Here is a 12,165-nt window from a genome sequence, read left to right as displayed (position 1 = left end):
GCAAGGCCATCAGCGCTCGGAAAATTCCCGCGCGATGGTCAGGAACGCGGCTGGCAGCCGAGCCTGACGGCGCTCGCGCAGGCAATATAGGTACTCGGGGATCACTGGCGCGTCTTCGAGCTCGATGACGCGGAGATCGGGATTATCAGGGACTTCATGGCGGGCAATGACGCTGATACCGATGTTGCGCAGTACCGCCTCGCGGATCGATTCGCGGCTACCAATCTCCAACAGCGGGCCGGGAGCGCCACCTGACTGCTGCAACATCTGCTCGGTGAGCATGCGCGTCGTCGAACCGGCTTCACGCATCAGCAGGCTGTGTCCGGCCAGTGCCGATGGTGGCAACCGTTTGTGAGCCGCCAGCGGATGGCTGCGGTGAACGGCGAGCACCAATGGATCGTGGCCAAGCGTCAGCCGGGTGAAGCGGGCGTCTTCTTCAAGTTGGGATGAGGCAGCGAGGTCGACCCGGTATTCCTCAAGCGCCTCGATCACCTGCTGAGAGTTGCCGATCTCCAGGGTCACCTGGATCTGCGGCATGCGCTCACGGAAGCGCTGGACCAGATCCAGCACGTAATACGGGGCCGTGGCAGCGAGGCGCAAACTGCCCCGCATCTGTCCGCTGTTGCGCAGTAAAAATTCGATGTCGGCTTCCTGCTCCAACAGTTTCTGCACCATCGGCAGCAAGCGTGCGCCTTCTTCGCTGACGGTCAGTCGTCTGCCGCCGCGGTAGAACAGCTCGACCCCATACTGCGATTCGAGGTTACGAATTTGCGTGGTGACGGTGGGCTGGCTGAGTCCGAGCTTTTTCGCCGCGTGAGTGATGCTGCCCATTCGGGCCACCATGTGAAACGACTTGAGTTCGGCTGATAACATTCACAAGCCCTAATGGAGGCGGACCATCTGACATTCAATTAAGTGGTGCGACGTTAACAATGTTGACACAACAGCGGAGTGGCTATGGGATAAAGCGTCGATGACGTGACGATAGTGCAGCATCGAAGTAAGCCTTGTGGCCGGCTGCTTTCGGCGACGCCGACTACAGGCTATCTGCCCCATTATTTCAACCTGGACGGGTATAGCAGGCAGGTGCGAGGAGACTTCACAACTGCTACCTTTATCAAGCAATACCTGCGCTGAGTAGACGTTGGCCCGGTCCTGCAGCGCTCACTTGCTGAAGGTCTGCTATTGGCCGATTCTGTTGAAAAAGTCGGTTTTCTCAAATTGCCAAGAACCTGATCGGTGGAGGGGTCTGTTTTGCGCGTTGCTACGTGAAATCTGTGTCCGAATGTCTCTCTGGTCTGGGAATTCAAGTTTTCAATCTCATGCGCGTGCTTTTCTGCCGTGAAAACCGAGTCCGACTTTTTCGACAGATTCGGCCGATTGCTGCCTTTCGCGAAGGGCAGCTATGGGTCCCATAGCTGACGCTCAGCGGTATTTAAGAAAGCCGAGGGCGGTTCAGTGTTCACAGGCGAGATTCAAATTCCTGAAGTCGATCGAACAGCCTGAACCCGACATAGTCAGGTTTACGCTGGTACAGCCAGCGATGGTAGCAATCCCAGTAGCTGATCATTCGGTCTTGTGTGGCCTGAAAATACTTCTGGTTATCCCTGATGAAGGAGCCGTAAAGCACAGGATCAAGAAGGGACAAGTGGCTTTCGCAGGTGTCGAGGATCTCGATCACATACTCGCCAGTGAGCTGAACAACGAATGGAACGACCCAGGTTTCGGAGACAGGGAGAATGTGCTTAAGATGGCGCTGACGGACATAGCCATTGTGGTGCCTGCTCAATAGGCACGAGTACATAATGCTTTGCGTTCGGCTCAGAGGCTTACAATCCTGCTCGCTGCCCTCGGGGTAGATTCGGTATGGAACGATCACATGATCTCTACCTGCTGTGACCTCTATGCCTGGATGATCACCACATCTGGTATTGCCCATAACCAAACTCAGACGATCTGCCTCCAATTTCAGGTAAGGCGGAAAGGCGTTAGCGATTGATTTCAGCGTGGCTGAAGCCTGTAGCGTGACATCGCTTTCCATGGCGAATCCTTTCTTCATTCAGCTTTTACGACAGGTCTGTCATTGACAATAACGACCTCGGCCGCACTCGTCTGCTATTGGCCGATTTCTGATTTTGGCCGGGTAGTGACGGCTTTGGATCGATTTCCTCGGGTAATCCCCCCATTTTTAGTACGCGCCAGAAGTAGATATCAGGCCACAAGGGCCAACTTCTGTTTGGGGGTGATGCCTCCGAGGGCCATATTCGGACGCTTGTGATTGTATGTCCAGATCCAGTTTGTACCGTAATCCTGAACCTCTGCGATTGATTCAAACAGGTAATGACCTAGCCAGTCATAACGTACTGTGCGGCTGTAGCGCTCAACATAGGCATCTGCTGTGGATTACCCGGTTGAATGTAGTCCAGGAGGATACCCCGTTTCTGGGCCCACAGTGTCAACTTCGTGCTGATGTACTCAGGGCCGTTATCGCTACTACGGATGGCGTGTGGTTTACCACGCCACTCAATCACCTGATCCAATGCCCGCACCACACGCTCGGCCGGTAGCGACAGATCAATCTCCATGCTCAAGGCTTCGCGGTTGAAGTCATCAATCACATTGAACATCCGAAAGCTGCGCCCGTCAGCTAATTGATCGTGCATGAAGTCCATCGACCAGCACTGATTGATCGCCTCGGGAACGGCCAACGGCTCGGGCTTTTCCCGCACGATGCGTTTGCGCGGTTTAATCCGCAGATTCAACTCCAGCTCGCGGTAAATCCGGTACACCCGTTTATGGTTCCAGCGATAGCCCTTCACATTACGCAGATACAGGAAGCACAAGCCAAAACCCCAGTTGCGCTGGTTATGGGTAAGCCGAATCAAGTGATCGGCAATCTCGGCATTTTTCGTCGCTAGACGCGGTTGGTAGCGATAGCAGCAGAGGCTGACCTTGAAGGCCATACACGCCAGCTTGATGCCGATTTTTCCGGAACGTACAGCCTGTTGCGCCATCTCTCGTCGTCGAGATGGCTTCACCACTTTTTTGCCATCGCTTCTTGGATGATTTCGGCTTTGAGGCGCTCCTCGGCGTACATTTTCTTTAAGCGACGGTTTTCTTCCTCAAGCTCGCGCAGCCGAGCCATCAACGATGCGTCCATACCGCCGAACTTGGCGCGCCACTTGTAGAAGGTAGCTGAGCTGACGCCGTGCTCACGACACAGCTCTGGCACTGGGCTTCCAGCCTCGGCTTGCTTGAGGATGGCAATGATTTGGCTGTCTGAAAAACGTGATGTCTTCACGCAGAATTTCCTTGATCCGATTAGGAGAAAATTCTACTTCCGACGAGTACTTTTTTCAGGGGGGATTACCGACAGTACTCATCTTGAAATCGATACCTTTCTCGCGTAGAGCGACAAAGACCGACATGGCATAGGGGCTAGTGAATTGCAAGTCGACGTATAAGCGCAGAGGGCTCATAAAATGATGTCCTTATGCAGAAGACTGCACCCTACGAGATTGAGAAAGGATAGTGAAATCGATGATTTTCATAGGCGCATTCCTGGGCGGAATGCACCAGGTTGAAATATAAATCGCTCACCCAAGATGCCCCTGCGCCTCAATGTTGGACCGCGACAGCCCCATCGCTAGGAGTAGCTGTTTCTGGCCGGTTTCGGCCCATGCTGAGCGGCTGCAATGGGTCGGGAGCGGCCCGTCGCAACCGGCAGCAACCGACCCATAGCAGCCGGTTGTGACAGGTTTCAACCGACCCAAAGCGGACTGGGTATCCCCAGCCCGCAAACTAGGATCAGCTTTGGCAGAACCGGATTCGATTGCCGAATGGGTCATAGACTTCCAGCACTTGCCCCCAGCCTTGCTGAACGATATCTGGCCGTCCGTATCCGTAGCGTTTGCCCTGCAATTCGTCGCGTAGCAGCTCGATATTTTGCATCGGGACGAAGACGGTCGATCCCGGGCTCGCATCGCCATGATGTTCGGAAAGATGGAGTTGCAGGCCGTTTCGGCTGATTCCCAGGTATAGCGGCAGATCTGCTTCGAATCGGTGCTCAAATTCGACCCTGAACCCTAGAAAATCTAGGTAAAACTCGCGTGCCTTAGCTTCGTCGAACATCCGCAATATCGGGATGGCTTTGTCGAAGGTCATGACGGGTTGGGCCGGTTCATGGGGAAGCATCGCAGACGCGGTGTTCCAGTCCTTGAAACCCAATTGATGTGCTACCAGTTCAAGCACCGTTGAGTGAGACGCCTCTTGATTGCGCGCCTCAAGCGAGGCACGCAGCCTCTTGGCCATCTGCTTGGCTTGTTCGATTGAAAACATCGCTCCTCCTGTAGCCGAGGCATTCTGGTGCTCGCGTTGCCAAACCTCGACTCTCAAGAGTTGCGACAGGATTTGGGGGGAGAAGGAATGCTTTCACCTTTCCTTTCAGGAGCGAGCGGCGGGCAGCATCAGCCCGCTCTGATGATACATAGCGGCTCCCGCCAGCGAAAGTTCTCCCGGTTGCATGTCTCCGGCAGGAATCATCAGTCTGCTTTTGGCCGGTTTCAGCCTGTCCCCACCGTCAGCTATGGGTCGGTTGCTGCCGGTTGCGACAGGCCGCTACCGACCCGAAGCGGCCATTGACAGTCCAAGGTATCAGACCCAGGATCGGCCTCCGATAGAGAAGGATCGCGTTGACGAGCCGATGCAATTCATCTAGGACATGACAGCTACAGGCGTGCTGGCCTAGCTTGGTAGGCTACTGCTGAATTGCCGACCCAAACCCAGCAATTCAACCCACTCAGGATCAATACTGTGCCTACAGCCTCCAAAATTGCCCTGCAAGCCGCGCTCGATGAGCAAGTCACAGTTCATTATGAAGGCTCATTCACTGCCTACCAGGGAACGTCGGGCGATGATGTGATTACCGGAACCTCTTGGGTAGATCACATATTCGGCGGCGCTGGGAATGACACCCTTGATGGAGGTGGTCGTAACGACACATTAGTAGGCGGCGCCGGGGTCGATACCCTAAGTGGCCCCGCCCTCCCCAGATCTGGGCTGAAATACGTATTTACGTCGCTCACTGACAGTTACGCCGATGCCCAGGGCTCTCATTCCGATCTGATTACCAATTTCTTCGGCCCATACGATGTATTGGACCTAACTGCCCTTGGCTTGGAGCGGATCGGTAACGGCCACAATGGGGATTTGGCCGTCAGCTATGATGCCGCCACGGACATTACCTACGTGCGCTCGCTAGACAAAGACGCCGACGGCAGGTTCTTCGAGGTACGCCTGGCAGGCGATTTCCAAGGACAGCTAAGCACGACCAACTTCGTACTGCGCCATGACGGCACAGCCGGCAACGATACCCTGGACTTAAACTTCAGCACCAAGCAATACGTGCTCAATGGCCTGGACGGTGACGATACGCTGACCGGCGGGAAAATCGCTAGCGTACTGGATGGCGGCGAAGGTGCTGATCACCTGATCGGCAATAAGGGCCACGACACTTTCCTCTACCACCAGCCCAGCGACAGTTTCGTCAACGACGCCTCGGGTGTGTCCAGCGTTGACCTGATCAGCAATTTCAACCTGTTCCGCGGGGACGTATTGGACGTTTCCGCGCTGGGCTTCACTGGGCTGGGTGACGGCTACAACGGCACGCTGAATTACGCCTATGACAAAACCGCAGGGCATTTTGTGGCGCAGTCGTTCGAAGCCGATGCCCAAGGCAACCGCTTCAAGGTGTATATCGACCAGGACTACCGCCACGGTGACGGCGCTTATCAAGATGTGGATGGCTTTATCTTCGCCGGTGACAACTACTCTGACGAAGCTAACCAGACCCTGACCGGAAAGCCGACCTGGGATGCTCTCTATACGGGATGGGACGGCGGCATTCTGATCGGCGGAGGTGCGGGCGATTTGCTGAACGGCAATGATGGAGTCGATACCTTCCGCTACTTGGACAGCAGCGACAGCATTCATGGCGCCGCAGACCTGATCAAGGATTTTGACGTGACCCAGGATAAGATCGACGTGGCGGCCCTGGGCTATACAGGTCTAGGGGATGGCACCAATGGCACCTTGAAGCTGGTGTACGACACAGACCTGCACCGCACCTATTTCAAGGACTACGACCTGAATGCCGAGGGTCAGCGCTTCGAGATCGCTTTGGAAGGCGGCTACACCAGGACCTTCACCGCAGACAACCTGATCGTTGCGAGCACCGTTTCAATAGGCGAGTACGTTCCTGATGCGCCTATTAAATTAGTAGGTGTTGCGCCTAGTGATATCCATGCTGCTTAGGTGAGGAGCCGCTTAGGCCGCCGGCTCACACCGGCAGGCCTCTGTACTGCTGTGCGTTACTTCGTGACCACGTTCTGTTCCAGTGTTACTGGCATGGCCTTCAATGCGCCACTCAAGGCCAGGTAACGCACATACCCTTCCCCTGCGGGCAACACCTGCCCCCGTTCCACCACACGCTGCCCTTCCACGACATAACGCAAGGTGCGTTCTGCCTGGTCGCTGGTTGCGCGTCCTTGCAGGTCCAACGCCACCAGCGCCATCGTTTCATTCACACAGGTCGCAAGTGCCGCCTCGACCTGCGCCTGTGCCAAACGCCCGTCGTCAACGCACGCTGAACCGCAGCGGCGCAACGACGGGCTACCTACATCCACCTGAGCGCTGTAGAGCGCGCCACCGGCGATGTCTTCGAGGCGCACCTGGGAACTGAGCACGAAATGCATGCGGTCGGCGCTTAATACCAGGCGCGGGGCGATTACCCAGCGTGCTGTGACTGCACCACTGCCTTGCGGCAGCCCGGCACGCACGGCGGCCTGGCGGTAACGCTCGGTGAGCTGTGTTTCAGGGGGGGACGCGCTCAGCAGGTCGGCCAGTGGCTTGGCCTCCTGATCGGCAGCGGCCTGCGCCTTGCGTTGCAAGGCTCCCACACCCGAATGAGCATTCACCGCGGCGGTAACCGCGAGCCCGGCCAGGCCAGCTATGCCATTAGCGCGCAGATTAGCGGCGGTTTGATCCGTGTTGGCCTGGGCGGCCATGGTGGCAGCGCCATCGATGATCGGGGCGGCGCTGACCCATGGCCCCTTAGGCAGGTTCAGCTCCACGCGCGCGCCGTGCTGGTTCAGGTAACCCTGGGCCTGGCTGTCAACGAAATGCGCAGGGCCTGCGGGCACCTGGGCGCAACCTGCCAATGCTCCGGTCAATCCCAGGGCTACCCATAGCGTGCCGCGGGTCATGGGGCAAAAGGCGCCAGCACTTGCTGACGGCCGTTGTCCACGGCTTGGTAATAGGCATTGGAGAGGTTGGCGTAGCCGGGCTGGTCCCACTCACCCTGGCTGGTCTGGGCAGCCGCGAATGGCTTGTACCACATCAAGCGGTTGTCGGCGGTATCCATCAGCAAGCCCCAGCCTGCCACTTGCGGCGTCGGTGGGCTGGTGGGTACCACGCTGTAGTAGCTGCGCATGGCACCCGCAGTGTTCACCGACACCAGCAGCAAGCGGTCGATGCCATATTGCGCCTTGAGCGCGCTCAAGTCCCGGTCCAGATAGCCTTCGCGCCACGAGGTCTGCTTGTATTTGCTGAGGTCGACGTACTCCGGAATACGCTTGACCGTAAACCCTTTGGCTTGCAGCCGCGCGACCAAGTCGTCTGGCAGGCTCTTTAGATCGTCGGTCCCCCACGTGGCGACCTTGCTGCTGAGCGCACTGTTCACTGCCGTGTTGATACCGAACTCGATCAGCCCCTGGTTGCCGGTCAGGGCCAGGCGCGGTGCAGGAAGCGGTCCCATGGCCACGCCAATCACCGGGTTGGTATCAGCAAAGAATTGAGGGTCCAGCCCGACGGGATTTTGAGTGTGGGCACAGCCGGTAAGCGCTGCCAGGGCAAGCAGCATGAGGCACAGCGAACGAGCGAAACGGTAGCGCATGATAGGCAATCCATTCAGACAAGAATCCAAGGGCGGGTGAGGGACCATGCTCTGTGTACCCTCCCCGATACGGATCCAAGGCTAGTGGAAGGATTGTCAAATAACTAGCGTCAAATTTTAAATTACTGTGCACTGGGTCACAAATGCCGCCTACCGGCTACCAACTAATACCGATATGCGGGGTCACTCACGTCTGCCGGTAGGCCGCACGTGCAGGAACAGGCAGATCACGGCGCAAAAAGCGGTCCCTTCCTGGCTCGCTGTCAACCGTTTGCCAAACATGCGGCTACAGCAGATCATCTGTTAAGTGGGTCTGGGTCGTCCAGTTCCAGGCATGGCGTACCCGCGAGCTCACATGCGGTTTTCTCTAGGACCATGCTAAATTTCTTTGGGTCGATAGCGGCCTGTCGGCACCTGTTGCCACCGACTCATAGCGGCCCTTGGCAAATGCCAGCCTTGATTAGAAAGCGGAATACAAAATCTTTAGGTTTTCCCAACCCTGAACGGTTAGATTGATAGGAATAGGCAATATTCCAAGTGGATCCGACATAGGCTCTCCTCACTCCTGACCTTAGCATTGCCTCGTTGCAAATCTCAGGAGTACCTCACATGAATGCAGAGAAAACCCTTTTCGTCACTGGCGTCAGCAGCGGATTTGGCCTAGCGCTGGCCAAGGAGGCGCTTGCCCAGGGGAATCAGGTAATCGGGACCGTGCGCAGCGAATCCGCACTGGCGGCCTTTGCGGCGCTCTCGCCAGAGCGGGCCCATGGTGTGATTCTAGACGTTACCCAATTCGATGCCATCGACGCTGTGATCGCTGAGGTCGAACATCGGCACGGCCCGGTAGATGTATTGGTCAATAACGCGGGTTATGGCCACGAGGGGATATTCGAAGAGTCACCGTTGGCTGAGATGCGCCGCCAGTTCGACGTGAATGTGTTCGGAGCCGTAGCGGTGACCAAGGCATTCTTGCCGTATTTTCGCCAACGGCGGAAGGGGCATATCCTCAATATCACGTCCATGGGCGGGTATATCACCATGCCCGGTATTGCCTACTACTGCGGGAGCAAATTTGCTCTGGAAGGTATATCCGACACCCTGAGCAAGGAGCTTGCCCCCTTTGGCATCCTTGTCACGGCCGTGGCGCCAGGGTCGTTTCGCACGGACTGGGCAGGCCGTTCGATGCAGCGTACTCCACGCAGCATCAGTGACTACGATGCAAGCTTCAACCCGGTACGCAAGGCGCGTGAGGAAAAAAACGGCCAGCAGCTGGGCGACCCGCAAAAGGCCGCATGCGCCATCTTGACGGCTATCGCTAGCCCAAACCCGCCAGCTCACCTACTGCTGGGCAGCGACGCCCTCACCTTGGTACGTGACAAGCTGCGACAAACGCTTGAGAGTATTGATCAATGGGAGGCGCTTAGCTACTCGACCGATGGCTGGGGATAATGATGCAGGGAGAAGTGCAGACAATCGCTGGATCCAGGGACCCGTGCACAGTGCGCATGGTGCAGCTGATGGGCCGATTGGCTCCGTTGGAGGGCTATAACCTGAGCCCGTTGGATGATGTGCGTTTTCTGCGCTCCAACCGATCGCTGACACGCACACCGGTGCTGTATGAGCCTGGTATTGTCATCCTCTGTCAGGGTCAGAAGCGCGGCTATCTGGGTGACCAGATTTTTGTCTACGACCCTCAGCATTATCTGGTTGTGTCGGTGCCGGTGCCCTTCACCATGGAGACCGACGCCAGCCAGGCGGAGCCAATGCTGGCGGTATACCTGCGCCTGGACTTCACTCTGGCCGGCGAGTTGATCCAGCAGGTGGATGAGGTGCGAGGGTTCGGCGCGGCCCGGCCTATGGGGATGTATGCCTCGCCTATGGATGAACCCTTGCGCCGGTCCATCTTGCGTTTTCTGGAAATCATGGAAGAGCGTACCGATGCGCAGATCCTTGGTCCGGCGATGCTGCGCGAACTCTACTACCGTATCCTCACGGGTGAACAAGGTGGCAGCCTGCGCTTGGCCATCGCCCAACAGGGCCAGTTTGGCAAAGTGACGCGCGCCATTCACAAGATCCATCGCTGCTATCACGAGCATCTGGATGTAGAAGCACTGGCCCAAGAAGCGCAGATGAGCGTGCCTAACTTTCATCTGCATTTTCGCAAGGTTACCGACACCTCACCTATGCAGTACCTTAAGTCGACACGCTTGCACCAAGCGCGATTACTGATGCTGCGTAACGACCTAACGGCAGCGAGAACGGCTTTTCTGGTGGGCTATGAAAGTGCCTCGCAATTCAGCCGCGACTTCAAGCGCCTGTTCGGCCGCACACCTTTGGCAGAGGTGGCGTGGATGAAGCGGACCTATGCGTTGCCGGCGCCGATAACACCGTCCCCTTTCGTATCGTCACACTAGTTATTTGTCAGCCTGTCGTCAGCGTCTCCTATGGGTCGGTTGCTGCCTGTCGCAACAGGCCGCTACCGACCCATTGCGGTCGTTCGTGAAAGGTAACAAAGGCCGTAAGCTGACGTCCGCATGCAAACCCCACATCAAAAGACATCAGGTTGGAGTTTACGAAGTAGTAATGGGGTATGTTGTCGCTCCACTCTCCAAACTGACCTGTCATTCCTGCGTGAGTACTCAATGCTGATCTCTACCCTTATCGACGGTCGACTTATAACGCCATCCTTGCAAGGCGAACCCCTCGTGCCCTGGTGGAGTTTCACGAAAACAGTGTTAGCCGCGACCGCCCTTACATTGGTGCGCGACGGTAGGCTCGACTTGGATGCTTCGCTTCCCGAAGGTGTTTTCACTCTGCGCCAACTGCTGCGTCACGAGGCAGGCCTTGCGGACTATGGCGAACTTCCCGAGTACCACGCTGTTGTAGCCAACCATGAGTCCGCATGGCCCGCAGGCGAAATGATGCAGCGCCTGGATGGGCATCGACTCCGATACAACCCCGGAACGGGTTGGCGTTACTCGAATGTTGGTTTCATGCTGGTAACCCAAATCATCGAGCGTGCCGCCGATCTGCCGCTCGCAGACGCTATCAGGCAGCAAGTCCTGAGTCCGCTTGACATAGCGACGGCTCGCTTCGCAACAGAGCGTGCTGAGCTGAATGAAAAGCTCTTCGGTAGTTCGTTGAATTACGACCCCGGCTGGGTCTACCACGGATTGCTGATTGGTCCTGTGTCACAGGCTGCCCGGCTGCTGGATGGCGTGCTCGCTGGAGGCCTCCTACCCGACAATCTGCTTCAGGAAATGCAGGCGACGCGAATACTGGGTGGCCCAATAGCAGACCGGCCTTGGCTAGCGCCCGGTTACGCTCTCGGCATGATGCGAGGCGGAGTCAAAGGTGACCTGATGTTGGCTGGCCATACCGGAATGGGGCCAGGAAGCGTTATTGCGGTCTATCGGTGTGCCGTTGGTGGCTCCGCCGCATGCTGTGCAGCTCACTCGATTGGAACGGACGAGGCAGGTATCGAAAAGCTGGTAGTTCAAGAAATACGAGGAGCGCTGGAAACGACACGCTGAAGCTTCGCGTGCCCCTCGGAACGCCCTCTCTGCGCAATGTCCGCAATGGGTCAAGCCTGTTGAAATGGAAGTCGCCTTATGTTCGAACGTAGCAAACTGGTTCCAGAGTTAATGGTCACTGACTTGGCTAACAGCCTGTACTTTTGGGTTTCTTGCCTGGGACTCGAGCTAGCTTATCAACGTCTAGAAGACGGATTCGCGTATCTCGATTTGAACGGCGCTCAGGTAATGCTTGAGCAGGTTCATTCGGAAGCTGGTCAATGGCTGACTGCTGCCCTGTCTAAGCCGTTTGGAAGAGGAATTAACCTACAGATTGACGTTGTGGCTGTCGAACCCATCATCCAAAAACTCGATCAGGCTGGATTTCCACTCTATCGAGAATGCAAAGACACCTGGTATCGGGCTGACGAAATAGAAGTAGGTCAGCGCGAATTCATCGTTCAGGATCCCGATGGTTATCTTGTAAGGTTGGTAGAGCGGTTGGGTGAGAGACGGGCTTGCTCAGTCTGAACCTAAGCTAAGCCGACCGTCAGCTATGGGTCGGTAGCTGTCTGTCGCCACCGGCCGGAACCGACCCAAACTGGACGTTTTTCAGGCCTACCCACACGGTACGAAGCGAATTGTTGCGATGGCAGTGTTCGGCCTTTTACCACGATTCCGACATATCTAAAGGAGAAACAC

Annotated in this window: 10 protein-coding genes and 3 pseudogenes; 5 read left to right on the top strand and 8 right to left on the bottom strand. The window is 56.6% G+C overall.

Features of this window, described 5'->3' with window-relative positions; genetic code table 11:
• Positions 1-9 precede the first annotated feature (9 nt).
• The 5 genes and pseudogenes from ACWKV4_RS06660 to ACWKV4_RS06640 form a co-directional block, all read right to left on the bottom strand.
• Positions 10-873, bottom strand: a complete 864-nt coding sequence (locus ACWKV4_RS06660; RefSeq protein ID WP_483831289.1) for a LysR family transcriptional regulator — start codon at positions 871-873, stop codon at positions 10-12.
• 589 nt (positions 874-1,462) lie between these two features.
• Positions 1,463-2,041 (bottom strand): hypothetical protein, encoded by a 579-nt coding sequence (locus tag ACWKV4_RS06655; protein ID WP_483831288.1) that lies wholly within the window; start codon positions 2,039-2,041, stop codon positions 1,463-1,465.
• Between the two features lie 170 nt (positions 2,042-2,211).
• Positions 2,212-3,301 (bottom strand): annotated as a pseudogene (locus tag ACWKV4_RS06650) (IS3 family transposase).
• A gap of 76 nt (positions 3,302-3,377) precedes the next feature.
• Positions 3,378-3,479, bottom strand: a pseudogene (locus ACWKV4_RS06645) (glutathione transferase); the annotation flags it as partial.
• Between the two features lie 328 nt (positions 3,480-3,807).
• Positions 3,808-4,338, bottom strand: a complete 531-nt coding sequence (locus ACWKV4_RS06640) for a glyoxalase superfamily protein (RefSeq protein ID WP_483831287.1) — start codon at positions 4,336-4,338, stop codon at positions 3,808-3,810.
• Between the two features lie 474 nt (positions 4,339-4,812).
• On the opposite strand from ACWKV4_RS06640, the gene ACWKV4_RS06635 reads away from it, so the two are divergent.
• Positions 4,813-6,312, top strand: a complete 1,500-nt coding sequence (locus ACWKV4_RS06635; RefSeq protein ID WP_483831286.1) for a M10 family metallopeptidase C-terminal domain-containing protein — start codon at positions 4,813-4,815, stop codon at positions 6,310-6,312.
• Positions 6,313-6,368: 56 nt separating this feature from the next.
• Here ACWKV4_RS06635 and ACWKV4_RS06630 read toward each other — a convergent pair whose 3' ends face one another.
• The 3 genes and pseudogenes from ACWKV4_RS06630 to ACWKV4_RS06620 form a co-directional block, all read right to left on the bottom strand.
• Positions 6,369-7,262: a hypothetical protein gene (locus ACWKV4_RS06630; RefSeq protein WP_483831285.1), complete on the bottom strand. Its 894-nt coding sequence runs from the start codon at positions 7,260-7,262 to the stop codon at positions 6,369-6,371.
• Positions 7,259-7,951 carry a hypothetical protein gene (locus ACWKV4_RS06625; protein ID WP_483831284.1) on the bottom strand — a complete coding sequence of 231 codons (693 nt, stop codon included), beginning with the start codon at positions 7,949-7,951 and terminating at the stop codon, positions 7,259-7,261. Before ACWKV4_RS06625 ends, ACWKV4_RS06630 begins: the two co-directional genes overlap by 4 nt.
• A 261-nt stretch (positions 7,952-8,212) precedes the next feature.
• Positions 8,213-8,340: pseudogene (locus ACWKV4_RS06620) on the bottom strand (DNA polymerase V subunit UmuC); the annotation flags it as partial.
• Between the two features lie 220 nt (positions 8,341-8,560).
• On the opposite strand from ACWKV4_RS06620, the gene ACWKV4_RS06615 reads away from it, so the two are divergent.
• The 4 genes from ACWKV4_RS06615 (at position 8,561) to ACWKV4_RS06600 (ending at position 11,994) form a co-directional block, all read left to right on the top strand.
• Positions 8,561-9,400: an oxidoreductase gene (locus tag ACWKV4_RS06615; protein ID WP_483831283.1), complete on the top strand. Its 840-nt coding sequence runs from the start codon at positions 8,561-8,563 to the stop codon at positions 9,398-9,400.
• A gap of 68 nt (positions 9,401-9,468) precedes the next feature.
• On the top strand, positions 9,469-10,365 hold the full coding sequence (locus ACWKV4_RS06610; RefSeq protein ID WP_483831282.1) for an AraC family transcriptional regulator: 897 nt from the start codon (positions 9,469-9,471) through the stop codon (positions 10,363-10,365).
• Between the two features lie 228 nt (positions 10,366-10,593).
• Positions 10,594-11,484, top strand: coding sequence for a serine hydrolase domain-containing protein (locus ACWKV4_RS06605; RefSeq protein WP_483831281.1), 891 nt, complete (start codon positions 10,594-10,596; stop codon positions 11,482-11,484).
• Between the two features lie 78 nt (positions 11,485-11,562).
• Entirely contained in the window at positions 11,563-11,994 is a 432-nt protein-coding gene (locus tag ACWKV4_RS06600) for a bleomycin resistance protein (protein ID WP_483831280.1), read from the top strand.
• Positions 11,995-12,165: the final 171 nt, after the last annotated feature.

The organism is Pseudomonas artemisiae (assembly GCF_057128685.1).
Note: the sequence above shows the minus strand (reverse complement) of the source record. Positions and strands in the feature narration are given on the sequence as shown.